The sequence below is a fragment of the Rhodoferax sp. SPJ21 genome (assembly GCF_058216335.1).
Window position 1 is genome coordinate 1,043,461 of the sequence record NZ_JBYZMO010000001.1, and the last position, 14,475, is coordinate 1,057,935.

At 61.8% G+C, this 14,475-nt stretch carries 17 protein-coding genes; 6 read left to right on the forward strand and 11 right to left on the reverse strand.

Annotation, left to right across the window (positions count from 1 at the left end; translation table 11 throughout):
- Positions 1-58 precede the first annotated feature (58 nt).
- The 4 genes from AC4BBN_RS04685 to glcF all read left to right on the forward strand — a co-directional run bounded on the left by AC4BBN_RS04685 (position 59) and on the right by glcF (position 4,541).
- Positions 59-544, forward strand: a complete 486-nt coding sequence (locus AC4BBN_RS04685) for an Lrp/AsnC family transcriptional regulator (protein ID WP_490590786.1) — start codon at positions 59-61, stop codon at positions 542-544.
- A 177-nt stretch (positions 545-721) separates the two neighbouring features.
- The gene (locus AC4BBN_RS04690; protein WP_490590787.1) at positions 722-2,215 is read left to right on the forward strand and encodes an FAD-linked oxidase C-terminal domain-containing protein; all 1,494 of its coding nucleotides are present in this window, start codon (positions 722-724) and stop codon (positions 2,213-2,215) included.
- A complete protein-coding gene (glcE, locus tag AC4BBN_RS04695; RefSeq protein WP_490590788.1) occupies positions 2,215-3,309 on the forward strand; it encodes a glycolate oxidase subunit GlcE in 1,095 nt (364 codons plus the stop codon). Before AC4BBN_RS04690 ends, glcE begins: the two co-directional genes overlap by 1 nt.
- Positions 3,309-4,541, forward strand: coding sequence for a glycolate oxidase subunit GlcF (gene glcF / locus AC4BBN_RS04700; protein ID WP_490590789.1), 1,233 nt, complete (start codon positions 3,309-3,311; stop codon positions 4,539-4,541). The genes glcE and glcF overlap by 1 nt, the downstream gene beginning before the upstream one ends.
- 54 nt (positions 4,542-4,595) lie before the next feature.
- Here glcF and AC4BBN_RS04705 read toward each other — a convergent pair whose 3' ends face one another.
- On the reverse strand, positions 4,596-5,000 hold the full coding sequence (locus AC4BBN_RS04705) for an OsmC family protein (RefSeq protein ID WP_490590790.1): 405 nt from the start codon (positions 4,998-5,000) through the stop codon (positions 4,596-4,598).
- 511 nt (positions 5,001-5,511) lie between these two features.
- On the opposite strand from AC4BBN_RS04705, the gene rpoH reads away from it, so the two are divergent.
- Positions 5,512-6,447, forward strand: a complete 936-nt coding sequence (gene rpoH / locus AC4BBN_RS04710; RefSeq protein ID WP_490590791.1) for an RNA polymerase sigma factor RpoH — start codon at positions 5,512-5,514, stop codon at positions 6,445-6,447.
- 46 nt (positions 6,448-6,493) lie between these two features.
- Here rpoH and AC4BBN_RS04715 read toward each other — a convergent pair whose 3' ends face one another.
- Genes AC4BBN_RS04715 through AC4BBN_RS04735 form a run of 5 tightly spaced genes read right to left on the reverse strand, consistent with a single transcriptional unit; the run spans position 6,494 to position 10,633 of the window.
- Positions 6,494-7,102 carry an SCO family protein gene (locus tag AC4BBN_RS04715; protein WP_490590792.1) on the reverse strand — a complete coding sequence of 203 codons (609 nt, stop codon included), beginning with the start codon at positions 7,100-7,102 and terminating at the stop codon, positions 6,494-6,496.
- Between the two features lie 5 nt (positions 7,103-7,107).
- Positions 7,108-8,022, reverse strand: coding sequence for a heme o synthase (gene cyoE, locus AC4BBN_RS04720; RefSeq protein ID WP_490590793.1), 915 nt, complete (start codon positions 8,020-8,022; stop codon positions 7,108-7,110).
- Between the two features lie 36 nt (positions 8,023-8,058).
- Positions 8,059-9,228, reverse strand: coding sequence for a COX15/CtaA family protein (locus AC4BBN_RS04725; protein WP_490590794.1), 1,170 nt, complete (start codon positions 9,226-9,228; stop codon positions 8,059-8,061).
- Complete coding sequence (locus AC4BBN_RS04730) at positions 9,229-9,960, reverse strand: redox-active disulfide-containing membrane protein (RefSeq protein WP_490590795.1); 732 nt, start codon at positions 9,958-9,960, stop codon at positions 9,229-9,231.
- The gene (locus tag AC4BBN_RS04735; protein ID WP_490590796.1) at positions 9,896-10,633 is read right to left on the reverse strand and encodes an SURF1 family protein; all 738 of its coding nucleotides are present in this window, start codon (positions 10,631-10,633) and stop codon (positions 9,896-9,898) included. The genes AC4BBN_RS04730 and AC4BBN_RS04735 overlap by 65 nt, the downstream gene beginning before the upstream one ends.
- A 15-nt stretch (positions 10,634-10,648) precedes the next feature.
- On the opposite strand from AC4BBN_RS04735, the gene AC4BBN_RS04740 reads away from it, so the two are divergent.
- Positions 10,649-10,879: a twin transmembrane helix small protein gene (locus tag AC4BBN_RS04740; protein WP_490590797.1), complete on the forward strand. Its 231-nt coding sequence runs from the start codon at positions 10,649-10,651 to the stop codon at positions 10,877-10,879.
- Positions 10,880-10,940: 61 nt separating this feature from the next.
- Here AC4BBN_RS04740 and AC4BBN_RS04745 read toward each other — a convergent pair whose 3' ends face one another.
- Genes AC4BBN_RS04745 through ctaD form a run of 5 tightly spaced genes read right to left on the reverse strand, consistent with a single transcriptional unit; the run spans position 10,941 to position 14,456 of the window.
- The gene (locus AC4BBN_RS04745; protein WP_490590798.1) at positions 10,941-11,822 is read right to left on the reverse strand and encodes a cytochrome c oxidase subunit 3; all 882 of its coding nucleotides are present in this window, start codon (positions 11,820-11,822) and stop codon (positions 10,941-10,943) included.
- Positions 11,823-11,870: 48 nt separating this feature from the next.
- A complete protein-coding gene (locus tag AC4BBN_RS04750) occupies positions 11,871-12,071 on the reverse strand; it encodes a DUF2970 domain-containing protein (protein WP_490590799.1) in 201 nt (66 codons plus the stop codon).
- The gene (locus AC4BBN_RS04755; RefSeq protein WP_490590800.1) at positions 12,068-12,688 is read right to left on the reverse strand and encodes a cytochrome c oxidase assembly protein; all 621 of its coding nucleotides are present in this window, start codon (positions 12,686-12,688) and stop codon (positions 12,068-12,070) included. The genes AC4BBN_RS04750 and AC4BBN_RS04755 overlap by 4 nt, the downstream gene beginning before the upstream one ends.
- Positions 12,689-12,704: 16 nt before the next feature.
- Positions 12,705-12,821: a cytochrome oxidase small assembly protein gene (locus tag AC4BBN_RS04760; RefSeq protein WP_490590801.1), complete on the reverse strand. Its 117-nt coding sequence runs from the start codon at positions 12,819-12,821 to the stop codon at positions 12,705-12,707.
- Between the two features lie 9 nt (positions 12,822-12,830).
- Complete coding sequence (gene ctaD, locus AC4BBN_RS04765; protein ID WP_490590802.1) at positions 12,831-14,456, reverse strand: cytochrome c oxidase subunit I; 1,626 nt, start codon at positions 14,454-14,456, stop codon at positions 12,831-12,833.
- Positions 14,457-14,475: the final 19 nt, after the last annotated feature.

Genomic DNA, 14,475 nt, shown 5'->3' on the forward strand with positions numbered 1-14,475 from the left:
TGGAATAATATTTCTTACTAAATTTATTAAGAAATTAAAGTAAAAATTTATTGAATTTATGGAACAAATAGAACTAGACGCGATTGATCTGCGCCTTCTGCAGCAGCTGCAGCAAGATGCTTCGCTGAGCAATCTGGCGCTGGCGGAGCTAGTGCACGTGTCAGCCCCCACCTGCCTGCGGCGCGTCAAGCGCCTGGTGGACTCGGGCCTGATCGCGCGGCAGGTGGCCATCCTGGACAACGACAAACTGGCTACGCAGCTGGGCCACGGCCTGACGGCGATTGTGGAAATCACCCTGGACCGGCAGGGGGACGAATACCTGGCTGCCTTTGAGGCCCGCGTGGCGGCAGACGAGGCCGTGCAGCAGTGCTACCGCGTGTCGCCCGGGCCGGACTTCTGCCTCATCGTATTTGCCCGCGACATGCCCGACTACCTGGCCCTGGCGCAGCGCCTGTTCACCAGCGACGCCAATGTGCGCAATGTGAAGGCATTCTTCAGCCTGAAGCGCAGCAAGTTCGAGCCGCGTGTGCCCGTGATGCCTTAAAGAAAATTCAAGCCAAATCTGCCTCTGGTGCAGAGAATACCTGCGCAAGCAGCTATTAATTAAATAGCATAGGCATGGACCCGTTCAGCCATCAATTTCTGCACGCAAAGGCACCGGAAATTTCAACCCGGCGGGCGGCGCATCTGCTTATAGTCACAGACCGCTAGCCCACACGCCATGACACCCCCCACGATCGAAGACACCGCCCAGCTACAAGCCCGCCGCGCCGAAGTGGCCCAAGCCCTGGCCGCTGCCCTCCCCCGCCACGCCATCCTGTCGCGCCGGGAAGACACCACACCCTATGAATGCGACGGCCTGACCGCCTACCGCACGCCGCCGCTGCTGGTGGTGCTGCCCGAGACCGAGGCCCAGGTAGTGGCCGTGCTGCAAATCTGCCACCGCCTGCAGGTGCCGGTGGTGGCGCGCGGCGCGGGCACCGGCCTGTCCGGCGGGGCCATGCCGCACCGGCTGGGCGTGACGCTGTCGTTGGCCAAGTTCAACCGCATCCTGGCCGTGGACCCACTGGCCTGTACCGCCACCGTGCAATGCGGCGTGCGCAACCTGGCCATCAGCGAGGCCGCAGCGCCCCACGGCCTGTACTACGCACCCGACCCCAGCAGCCAAATCGCCTGCACCATAGGCGGCAACGTGGCCGAAAACTCGGGCGGCGTGCACTGCCTGAAATACGGACTGACCCTGCACAACGTGCTGCGCGTGCGCGGCTACACCGTGGAGGGCGAAGAAGTCGTATTCGGCTCCGAAGCGCTGGACACACCCGGCCTGGACCTGCTGCCCCTGGTCATAGGCAGCGAAGGCATGCTGGCTGTGACGCTGGAAGTCACCGTCAAACTGGTACCCAAGCCACAGCTGGCACGCTGCGTCATGGCCAGTTTTGCCGATGTGGAGTCGGCCGGCAATGCGGTGGCGGCGGTGATTGCCGCCGGCATCATCCCCGCCGGGCTGGAGCTGATGGACAAGCGCATGACCGCCGCCGTAGAGGACTTCGTCCACGCCGGCTACGACCTGGACGCCGCCGCCATCTTGCTGTGCGAGAGCGACGGCACGCCCGAAGAGGTGGAAGAAGAAATCGCCCGCATGGAGGCCGTGCTGCAGGCCAACGGTGCCACCCGCTGCACCGTCAGCCGCGACGAGGCCCAGCGTTTGAAGTTCTGGAGCGGGCGCAAAAACGCCTTCCCCGCCTCGGGCCGCATCAGCCCCGACTACATGTGCATGGACTCCACCATTCCGCGCAAAAAGCTGGCCGAAATTCTGCGCGCCATCGAGGCCATGGAACAGCAATACGGCCTGGCCTGCGCCAACGTGTTCCACGCCGGTGACGGCAACCTGCACCCGCTGATCCTGTTCGACGCGAACGACCCCGACCAGATGCACCGCTGTGAGCTGTTTGGCGCGGACATCCTGGAAACCAGCGTGCGCCTGGGCGGCACAGTCACCGGCGAACACGGCGTGGGCGTGGAAAAGCTGAACTCCATGTGCGTGCAGTTCAGCGCGCCCGAGCGCGAGCAGATGCTGGCCGTGAAGCGCGCCTTCGACCCGCTGGAGCTACTGAACCCCGGCAAGGTCATCCCCAGCCTGCAGCGCTGCGCTGAGTACGGCAAGATGACCGTGCTGCGCGGCATGCTGCCCTTTCCCCATTTGCCGAGGTTTTGATGGCCCATAACGATTCCGCGCTGCAGCACCTGGTCGAGCGGGTGCAGGCGGCCCACGCACACAAGACCGCCCTCAACATCCAAGGCGGCAACAGCAAAGCCTTTTATGGCGAAAAGCCGCACGGCGAGCCGCTGAGCATGCGCGACCTGACGGGCATCAGCAGCTACGAGCCCAGCGAGCTGGTCGTCACCGCGCGCGCCGGTACTCCACTGGCCGAGCTGGAGGCCGCTTTGGCCGCCAAAGGCCAGTGCCTGCCCTTCGAGCCGCCACGCTTCAACGCCCACGGCACGGTGGGCGGCATGGTGGCCGCCGGCCTGTCCGGCCCCGCCCGCCCGCATGTGGGCATGGTGCGCGACTACGTGCTGGGCGCCACGGTGCTCAATGGCCAGGGCGAGCTGCTGAGCTTTGGCGGCCAGGTGATCAAGAACGTGGCGGGCTACGACCTGTCACGCGCACTGGCTGGCTCCATGGGCGTGCTGGGCATCATTTGCGAGGTATCGCTGAAGGTACTGCCCACCCCACCCGCCATCGCCACCCTGGTGTTCGAGATGGATGAAGCCACGGCCCTGCAGCAGCTGCACACCTGGGCTGGACAACCCCTGCCGCTGAACGCCAGCAGCTGGCATGCGGGCCACCTGCATCTGCGCCTGGCCGGTGCCCAGGCAGCCGTACACGCTGCCTGCCAACGCCTGGGTGGCACGCTGCAGGAGCCCGAAATGGCCGCAGGCTGGTGGCAGCTGGTGCGCGACCACGGCCACCATTTCTTCCAGCTGGACGCGGCGCACCTGGCGCGCGGCGAGGAGCTGTGGCGCATCTCGGTACCGGCCACCACACCGCCGCTGGACCTGCCGGGGCAGAGCTTCATCGAATGGGGCGGCGCCCTGCGCTGGCTGCGCGGCTTTGCCACGCCCAAGCAGATACGCGCCGCTGCAGCCCAGGCGGGCGGCCATGCCACCTTGTTCCACGCCGACCACCGGCACGACGGCGTATTCACCCCGCTATCGGCCCCGCTGCAGCGCATACAGCGTGCGCTGAAAGCCGCTATGGACCCGGCTGGCATCTTCAACCCTGGTCGCTTGTACCCCAGCCTGTAATGCAAACCCACCTCAGCCCCGAATTCAAGAACACCGCCGACGGCCAGGCCGCCGAGGCGATTCTGCGCAAATGCGTGCACTGCGGTTTTTGCACCGCCACCTGCCCCACCTACCAGCTGCTGGGCGACGAGCTGGACGGACCGCGTGGCCGCATTTACCTGATGAAGCAGGTGCTGGAGGGCGCGGAAGTCACCCGCAGCACCCAGCAACACCTGGACCGCTGCCTGACCTGCCGCAACTGCGAATCCACCTGCCCCAGCGGCGTGGAATACGGCCAGCTGGTGGACATAGGCCGGCGCATCGTGGATGAACGCGTGGAGCGCCCCGCCACCGAGAAAGCGGCCCGCTGGATGTTGCGGGAAGGACTCACATCCCCGCTGTTCGCCCCGGCAATGAAGGTCGGCCAAGCGCTGCGCCCCCTGCTGCCGCAGACGCTAAAAAATAAGGTGCCCCAGGCCACACCGGCCCAGCCCTGGCCCACACGCGAGCACGCCCGCAAGGTGCTGGTGCTGGCAGGCTGTGTGCAGCCCGCCATGATGCCCAACATCAACGGCGCCACCGCCCGCGTGCTGGACGCCGCCGGCATCCAGACCCTGGTGGCCCCCAGCGCCGGCTGCTGCGGCGCCATACGCAGCCACCTGGGCGACCACGATGGCGGCCTGGCCGATATGCGCCGCAACATCGACGCCTGGTGGCCGCTGGTGGAGGCCCACACGGTGGAGGCCATCGTGATGAATGCGTCCGGCTGCGGCGTCATGGTGAAAGACTATGGCCACGCCCTGGCCGCCGACCCGGCTTACGCGGCAAAGGCTGCACGCATCAGCGCACTGACACGCGACCTGAGCGAGCTGCTGCCTGATTTGGTGACCGCCCTGCGCGGCAAGCTGCGGCCCGGCGCCCAACAGCAGCTGGCCTTCCACCCCCCCTGCACGCTGCAGCACGGCCAGCAGCTGCGCGGTGGGGTGGAAACACATCTGGGCGCGCTGGGTTTCAAGGTGCAGTTGGCGCAGAGCGAAAGCCATCTGTGCTGCGGCTCGGCCGGCACCTATTCGGTGCTGCAGCCCACCCTGGCCACCCAGCTGCGCGACCGCAAGCTGGGCCATCTGGAGCCGCTGGGTGCGCAAACCATCGTCTCGGCCAATATCGGCTGCATCCAGCACCTGCAAAGCGGCACCAGCACGCCGGTGAAGCACTGGGTGGAGGTTCTGGATGCCGCCCTGGCTTACGAATGAAATAAGCCTCCAGCGCAGGTAATACCTGCGCGAGCAGCTATTTAAACCATAGCATCAGTCAGCCAGCGTGGTAGCCACGCTGATCTCGCCCTCCAGCACCCGGTGGATGGGGCACTTGTTGGCGATCTCCAGCAGCTTGGCCCTGTCTTCGGGCGTGATGTCGCCCTCGATGTGCAGGCTACGCTGCAGCACGTAGCGGACCTTGCCGTCTTCGGTCTTGCTCTCGGTGTGGCTGACGTCCACGCGCAGGTCGGTCACGGCCAGCTTGCGGCGGCGGATGTACAGCTCCAGCGTCAGGCTGGTGCAGGCGGCCAGGGCCGAATCCAGCAGGTCGTGTGGATCGGGCGCCAGGTCATCGGAGCCCAGGGTTGCGTCCACATCAGAGTTCCAGCTGTGGCGGCCATTGGTCAGGGTGGTGAGCGCCCCAAACGGGCGGTGCAGGCGGGATTGGATGGGCATGGGTTTCCTGGGTGGCTTGAAGCTGGCACTTTAGCCCATGGCCCAGCCGGATCAGCGCCAGTGAAACGGCAGCTTGAAGTCCAGTGGACCCAGGTGCATATGGATGGAGCCTAGCCCAAGAGCACAAAGAACTGCAAAAACGACAAAAAGCCAACCCACCGAAACCATGAATGTGTTCAGAAATTTCATAGCCGAGGATGTTAACGCCCGGCCAAAAGTCGTTTTGCCCCCTCAACGCTTGAAAACCAGGTGAAATGCTTCCATCTGACAGTCAGAATCGTTGCATCAGCAGATGTTTAGAAGTTGTCCATAACTTTCAATAAGTTACATAGGTTTTCAATAGACCCAGAGTTCTACGCTAGCTAAGAATCGACAATCGCTGGAGGCTGTACTGGGGCAAAGCCACTCGCTTCGACCAAGGGAATACCCTTGCGCCAGAGAGGAATTCCCCGGCTTTAGCACTCTCTTTAATAGAGTGCTAATATTCAAGCCTAGAGAAAGGGAATCTGGTATGAACCTTCAAACTGGAACCATGTCCACCGCATTGGCGGCCCCGAACCCGTGGGCCCTGGTGCCCCCGCTGGGTAACCTGGACGCATATATCTCGGCAGTGAACCGCATGCCCATGCTCACACTGGAGCAGGAGCAGCAATACGCCCGCCAACTCAAGAATGACAACGACGTGGACGCCGCCGGTAAGCTGGTGCTGTCGCACCTGCGCCTGGTTGTGTCCGTCGCGCGCCAATACCTCGGCTATGGGCTGCCACATGGCGACCTGATCCAGGAAGGCAACGTCGGCCTGATGAAAGCCGTGAAGCGCTTCGACCCCGACCAGGGTGTGCGCCTGGTGAGCTACGCGCTGCACTGGATCAAGGCCGAAATGCACGAGTACATCCTGAAGAACTGCCGCATGGTCAAAATGGCGACCACCAAGGCGCAGCGCAAGCTGTTCTTCAACCTGCGCTCGATGAAGCAAGGCTTCAAGTCCGACGCGATCGACGGTGACACCCACCGTGACACCCTGAGCGAGTCGGAAATCGAGTCCATGGCCAGCCAGCTGAATGTGAAGCGCGAGGACGTGATTGAGATGGAAACCCGCTTGTCGGGTGGCGACGTGATGCTGGACCCGGGCCCATCGGACGACGGCGAAGACAGCTATGGCCCTATCGCTTACCTGGCTGACACGGTGCACGAACCCACCGCCCAGATCGAAGCCCACCAGCGCGACACCCTCGCCAGCGACGGCGTGCGCAGCGCCCTGGACGGCCTGGACGAACGCAGCCGCCGCATCGTGGAAGAGCGCTGGCTCAAGGTGCAGGATGACGGCTCTGGCGGCATGACGCTGCACGAGCTGGCTGCCGACTACGGCGTCAGCGCTGAGCGGATTCGCCAGATCGAATCTGCGGCCATGAAGAAGATGAAAAAGGCATTGACCGAATTCGCGTAAACGCACTCGGCCATCCATTAAAAAAGGGACCTTCGTGGTCCCTTTTTCATGCCTGCTTGAGCAGCAATTTCAGGTCGCCCAGCAACGGCGCCGCACCGCCGCCGTAGCGAGCATACAGGCGCAGCCGGCCCTGGGTGTCGTACACGTAGCTGCCAGCGGAATGGTCCATGGTGTAGCTGGTGGGCGTACTGCCATCCACCTTTTTGTAATACACCTTGAAGTCCTTGGCCACAGTGGCCAACTGCTCGGGCGTGGGCACCAGCGCCAGGAAGCTGGGGTCAAAGTTGGCCATATAGGCCTTGAGCAGGGCTGGCGTATCGCGCTGCGGGTCCACGGTGATGAAGATACCTTGCAGACGGTCGCCGTCGGCGCCCAAGGATTTCTTGATCTCGGCCAGCTCAGCCATGGAGGTGGGGCACACGTCCGGGCACTGGGTGTAGCCAAAGAACACCACCACCAGCTTGCCTTTGAAGTCCTTCAGGCTGCGGAGCTGGCCGTTGTGGTCCTGCAGCTGGAAATCCTTGGCGTATTCGGCGCCGGTGACATCCACCGAGGCAAAATTGGGCTTGGTTTCGGAGCAAGCAACAAAAAGGCCGGTAGCGCTTATAAATAGTGCGCCAATAGCTATTTTTTTAATAGCATCACGTTTATGCATAGGACTTAAATCAGGTAGTGGTCCAGCAGCAGCGCGGCAAACAGCGCGCTCAAGTGGATCAGGGAAAAGCGGAAGGTCTTGCGCGCCAGGGCGTCCGAGTAATTGCGCCAAAGTGCAAAGCCGTAGGCGCAGAACCCAATACTCAGCACCACGGCAGCCGCCAGGTACAGCCAGGAGCTCATGCCGTAAATGAAGGGCATCAGGCAGGCCGCGAACAACACCAAGGTGTACAACAACACCTGCAGGCGGGTGAACTCGTTGCCGTGGGTGACGGGCAGCATGGGCAGGCCGGACTTGCGGTAGTCTTCCACCCGGTACAAGGCCAGCGCCCAGAAGTGCGGCGGCGTCCACAGAAAGATGATCAAAAACAGGATCAAGGCCTCGGGCCCAACATTGCCAGTCATGGCAGCCCAGCCCAGCACCGGCGGCATGGCACCTGAGGCACCGCCAATGACGATGTTCTGCGGTGTCAGCGGCTTCAGGATGACGGTGTAGACCACGGCGTAGCCCACAAAGGTGGCAAAGGTCAGCCACATGGTCAGGGCATTTACCCACACATACAACAGCGCCGAGCCCGCCACGCATAGCAGGGCTGAAAACAGCAGGGTTTGCCAGTCCTGCAGCTCCTGGCGCGCCGTGGGCCGCCACGAGGTGCGCTTCATCTTGGCATCTATGCCCTTCTCGACCAGGCAGTTGAAGGCCGCAGCGGCACCGGCCACCAACCAAATGCCCAGGCATGCCAACAGACCCAGGCGGACTTCGGCCCAGGTAGGGACGCCGGGCACGGCCAGCACCATGCCGATGAGAGCGCAGAACACGATCAGTTGGACCACGCGCGGCTTGGTCAGCGAATAGAACTGGCGCAGGCGCGAGGGCGGCGCGGCAGTCATGGGAGGGGCGGTAGGTTCAGCAACACGCATGCAAAAAATCTCGGTCCAGACAAAAAATACACACCATCAACGAACGGGGCGCTGCGCCGCCGGCTCGCTGAAGGCAAAGGAAGCGCGGGGCTCTGCGGCCAATGCACTGCGGCGGCTACACACAATCCAGGTCAGTACGACCACCAGCGCGGCCGCGCCACCGGTATGGCCCACGGCGGCCAGCATAGGCCAGCCCAACACCACATTGCTCAAGCCCGTCGCAAACTGCAACAGGGTCAGCCCGCCCAGCCAACGCGCCTGGCGCAGGGTTGCCGGGTTACCGTGCATGCGCCAGGCCAGCCAGGCGAGCGCCAACAGCACCAGGTAGGCCATCAGCCGGTGGGCGTAGTGGATGGCCGTCAGTGCCGCAAATCCCAGATAAGTGCCATCCTGCAAGCGCCCCAGAGGCCGCCAGATCTGGAAGGCCTGTTGGAAGTCCATCTCCGGCCACCAGCTGTTTTGGCACAAGGGGAAAGTATCGCAGGCCAGCACCGCATAGTTGGTGCTGACCCAGCCGCCCAGAGCCACCTGGCAGGCGAGCAGCGCAAAAACCAGCCAAAGAATCCAACGCGCTACCGGCCAAGCCGGCGCTGGTGCCCGCTCGCGCTGGGCGTAGGCCACGGCCTGCACGCACAGCAGCACCAGCAGCACCAGGCCGCCGATCAAATGCAAGGTGACGATGGCCGGGAACAGCTTCATGGTCACGGTCAGGGCGCCGAACGCACCCTGCACGCACACCCACACCAGGGTCAATGTGGGCCACCACGGGTTAATGGGCAGGGCCAGACCACGCCGGCGCTGCCACCAGCTGGCAATGGTCAACACCAGGATCAACACACCTACCGAGGTCGCCAGATAGCGGTGCACCATCTCCACCCAGGCCTTGCCGTGCGTGACCGGCCCGCTGGGCATGGCGGTCTGGGCATGGGTGATCTGGGCCACGGCACCCAAGGGACTTGCATTGCCGTAACAGCCTGGCCAGTCGGGGCAGCCCAGGCCAGAGTCGCTCAGGCGGGTGAAGGCACCGAACAGCACCAGGTCAAAGGTCAAAAACAGGGTCAAAACCGTCAGGGCCTGCAAGCGCCCCATGGTCGATGCCTGGGGGTTGCGCAGCCGCACCCACACCAGGGGCACAACGGCAATCAGCAAACCCACCAGCATGACGCGGATAGCGGGCGACAGGTCGTACAAGGCAGGCGTGTCCATTTAACGGCCCGGTTGGTCCCAGGAGGCCGAGGCGCGCAACAGGCGCTCGAGGTCCCGCTTGGCGTTCGCCGCACCGGCCAGGTCCAGGCTGGCCGGGAAGCGCATCATCCAATTGCCCAGGGGGTCTACCAGATACAGGTGCTCGGCCAACTGATGGCCTTGGGCGGGTGACAACCACTGCGATAGCTGTGCCTCGGACAAGCGCAGCACGGTGGCACCTTTCAAGGCGGGCAGCAGGCGTTCGGGCACAGGGGCATCATCTGTTACCAGCCAGATCCAGTCCACGCGGTCCTTTTCCTTGCCCTGGGTCTCGCGCAGTTGGCGCTGTAGGTAAAGGTGTTTCTCGCATAGGGCATCACACGCGCCACCGGCAACGCTGAGCAGCAGCCACTGGCCCTTGAGCGCACGCAGATTGCCGGGCGTACCGTCCAGCGCCTGCACCGCTTGGTCCGGCAGCGGGCGCTGCGGATCGATGAGCTCGCCAAAATTGCGCCGGCCTTCAGGGCGAATCACGTAATAGGTGAAATACGAGGCAATCACCGGTGCAGCACAAGTCAACAGCACGGCCAGCATCTTCCAGCGACCTAGCACCGTACGGCGAGCGGCACCGCCCACCGCCTCCTGGGGGGTGGGCATGGAATGCACCGTCATGCCTAGCAAGTGGTCTTCAGACGGGCTCACGGCGGCGGGGGTGCTGAGGGATGAAGCGTCGGACAATTTGGAACCAGACATAAAGGATTGTGATCAAGGCAGCCAGCCCAAACCATTGAAATGCGTAGCCGTAGTGTTTTTCAACACCGGTATTGGCCTTGGGCCAGTCACGTTGCAGCGGCGTTGCGGGCGGCCCGGTCTGGAAGACAGACGCCGCCATCAGGGGCAAGCCTGTCTCGGCACTGAAAGCTGCCAAGTCGAGATTTTGCCGGATGGGCCCCGACTCTACCGCCTGGAAGGCGTAAAGCTTAGACGGCGGCGGGGCCATACGCCCCTGCACATCCACTAAACCCCCGGGTGTATCGATGCGGGGCAAGGCTGTGCGGTCTAGAAAATTACGCGGCACCCAGCCCCGCTGCACCAGGATCACGGCTTGGCTATCCAGCAGCTGCAGGGGTGTCACCACGTAAAAACCGGCCTGGTCGTGCATCTGCCGGTTGTCCAGAAACACCGTGCGCTGCGCCACCCAATGGCCCCGCAGCTGAACATTGCGGTGTAGCAGCGAATCAAGCTGCGGAGTGGCCAGCAACTCGGCCTGCGCGACCCGCGGCAGCCGGTTCTGCGACTCGATGGCGGCAAACAAGGCCTCCTTCTGGGACGCACGCGACAACTGCCAGCGCCCGAGCGACAGCGTAGCGGTCAGGCTCAGCAAAGCCCCTGCGGTGAGCAGGCAGAAACGCAACTTGGGACTCACGGGATAATGCTCCGCATGACCTACCTCGCGCTCATCGCTTTTGCGGCCATCTTCGCTAGCCTGGGCGCTGCCCTGTACTTCATGCTCAAAGGCGGAAAGGACGACCCGAACAGCCCGCAAAAGGCCGACCGCATGGCCCGAGCGCTAGCCTTCCGCATCGGGTTCTCGGTGTTGCTGTTCGTTTGCATTCTGGTGGGTTGGAAGCTAGGGTATTTGCACCCCACCGGCATCCCGGCCGGCAAATAAGGCGCAGCAACAAAAAAGCGCCCATCGGCGCTTTTTTGAATGGAGGCAGAGAGCAGCGCCATTACATCCAGTAGACGATCACGTACAAGCCCAACCAGACGACGTCCACAAAGTGCCAGTACCAGGCTGCACCCTCAAAGCCAAAATGCTTTTGCGGCGTGAAGTGGCCTTTCATTAAACGCAGGGTAATGAACAGCAGCATCAACATGCCCACCAGCACGTGGAAGCCGTGGAAACCGGTCAGCATGAAGAAGGTGGAGCCGTAAACGCCGGAGCTGAGCTTGAGGTTCATCTCGCTGTAAGCATGAGCGTATTCATAACCCTGCACGAACAGGAACACCGTACCCAAAATCACCGTGGCCCACATGAAACCAATCGTCTTGCCGCGCTGGCCCTTGACCAGAGCGTGGTGGGCGATTGTCAGCGTCACGCCAGATGTCAGCAACAGGCCGGTGTTAATAGTCGGCAGCCAAAAAGGCGTCATGGTTTCAAAGGGCTCAATGATGTTCGCTGGCGAAGCCGTGACACCCGCGGCCAAGCTGGGCCATACGGCCTTGAAGTCCGGCCATAACAGAGCGTTATCCAGGCTACCCAATACCGGCACGGAATGGGCACGCGCCCACCACAAGGCTGTGAAAAAGGCGCCGAAGAACATCACCTCCGAGAAGATAAACCAGCTCATCGCCCAGCGGTAGGACAGGTCGATCTTGTGGCCATAGAGTCCGCCTTCGCTTTCCCGAATGGCGTCGCGGAACCACTGGTACAGCACGCCCCACCAAAACAGCATGCCAACGGCCAGCGAATACTTGCCCCACTCGGCGTCATTCACCCATTGGCCAGCGCCCAGGATCACAAAAAACAAGCCCAGCGCAGCCATCGCTGGGTGGCGCGATGGACCAGGCACAAAGTAGTACGGTGTTGCGGCATGCGCGCTTGAACTCATTTCAGCTCCTTGGTCTCACTTATTTTCTTAACCGTTTAGCAAAGCAGATCACTTCGCCACCACCCAACTGACAAAAAACATCAAGCCCACTACGAATAGCAGCACGGCCAGCAAGCCCACTGCAATTACCTGCAGCGGGCTCAGCTTGGCCAGATCGTCTTCAAAGCCGCTGCGCTTGCGTATACCCACAAACGACCATGCCACCGTCTTGATCGTATGAAGCACCAATGCCTTTGCCGGTGCGCTCATGACCCACGCCCCGCTTCCACATGCCGCCCGGCATCTACCGTGGATACGGGTGCTGGCGGCGTCTTACCACCCACCTCAAAGAAGGTGTAGGACAAAGTAATCGTGCTCACATCCTTGGACAGCTTCGGGTCGATCACAAAAGCCACCGGCCATTGCTTCTTCTCGCCCGGATCCAGGGTGTACTGGTTGAAGCAAAAACATTCCAGCTTGTTGAAGTGCGCTGCGGCCTGCCTGGGCGCATAGCTGGGTATGGCCTGTGCGGCCATGCGCCGGTTCTGAACGTTTTGAAATTCGTACATCACGGTAGCCAATTCGCCAGGGTGCACCTGTACCGATCGCGTGGCGGGTTTGAATTCCCAAGGGCCACGCGCGTTCGCATCAAACTCTACCGTGATGGTCCGGCTCATATCGACCTGGGTATTAGCGGGCAGCTTGATAGGCTTACCCGCACCACCATCACCCGGCAGCTGGCGCTCTGCCAACGCCAGCACATTGATGCCGGTCATTTCACAAATCGCCTTGTACAACGGCACCAGCGCATAACCGAAAGCAAACATGCCCAGCGCGACAACGCCCAGCTTGCCCAGCATCTTCCAGTTTTCGCGACGCACGTACATGCAGGCCTTTAGCGACTCAGTGGTGGCTCAGCAGAACCATCTTGACAACAAATCCCACGAAGAACACCAGCGCTACAGACGCCAGTATCAGTCCGGTACGCAGGTTGTGCTTCTTTTGCTCTGGCGTCAGCATGGTCAGGCTTTAACCAATCACGCGGGTTGCCGTGGCATCCAGCTTGGGTGGTGTTTCAAAGGTATGGAAGGGCGCGGGAGATGGCACTTCCCACTCCAGGCCTTCGGCGGCCTCCCAGGGCTTTTGCGACGCTTTTTCACCCTTGCCCATCATGGCAGGCAATACGATGAAGAAGAAGAAATACACCTGGGCAAAACCAAAAGCAAACGCACCCACCGACGCAATAGCGTTGAAATCAGCGAACTGCATGGGGTAGTCGGCATAGCGGCGTGGCATGCCGGCCAAGCCCAAGAAGTGCATGGGGAAGAAGGTGACGTTGAACGCGATCAACGACCACCAGAAATGGATCTTGCCGCGGCGTTCGTTGTACATGACACCGGTCCACTTGGGGCACCAGTAGTAGAAGCCGGCAAACATGGCGTACAGCGAACCCGCCACCAACACATAGTGGAAATGGGCCACCACGTAGTAGGTGTCTTGCAGCTGGATGTCGATGGGCGCCACCGCCAGAATCAGGCCGGTGAAGCCGCCCATGGTGAACACGAAGATGAAGCCCACTGCGAACAGCATGGGGGTTTCAAAGGTCATGGAGCCCTGCCACATGGTGGCGATCCAGTTGAATATCTTCACGGCAGTAGGTACCGCAATCAACATGGTGGCGTACATGAAGAACAACTGGCCTGTCACCGGCATACCGGTGGTGAACATATGGTGCGCCCAGACGATGAACGATAGGATCGCAATCGACGATGTGGCATAGACCATGGATGCGTAGCCAAACAGCTTTTTGCGCGCAAAGGCCGGCACGATGTGGCTGATGATGCCGAAGGCCGGCAAGATCATGATGTACACCTCTGGGTGCCCAAAGAACCAGAAGATGTGCTGGTACATCACCGGGTCGCCGCCACCTGCGGGGTTGAAGAAGCTGGTGCCAAAGTGGCGGTCCGTCAGCGTCATGGTGATGGCGCCTGCCAGCACGGGCATCACAGCGATCAGAAGATAGGCGGTGATCAACCAGGTCCAGCAAAACATCGGCATCTTCATCAGCGTCATGCCGGGTGCGCGCATGTTCAGAATGGTGACGATGATGTTGATCGAACCCATGATCGACGAAGCGCCAAGGATGTGCATCGCAAAAATACCGGCATCCATGCTGGGACCCATTTGCAGCGTGAGCGGCGCATACAGCGTCCAGCCGGCTGCAGGTGCACCGCCGGGCATGAAGAACGAGCTGACCAGCGTCAAAGCTGCAGGAATCATCAGCCAGAAGCTGAAGTTGTTCATGCGCGCAAACGCCATGTCGCTGGCGCCGATTTGCAGCGGAATCATCCAGTTCGCAAAACCCACAAAGGCCGGCATGATGGCGCCGAACACCATGATCAGGCCGTGCATGGTGGTCAGTTGGTTGAACAACTCGGGGTTCACGAACTGCAGACCGGGCTGGAACAGTTCGGCGCGGATCATCAGCGCCAAGATGCCACCCACCATCAACATGGTGAAACTGAACAGCAGGTACAGGGTACCGATGTCCTTGTGGTTGGTCGCGAAAACCCACCGACGCCAGCCCGTAGGTGCGTGGTGGTCATGCCCGTCGTGGTGGGCATGGTCGTCGTGGGGGTGGAGAACTGCGCTCATCTTGCTTTCCTTGGAAATC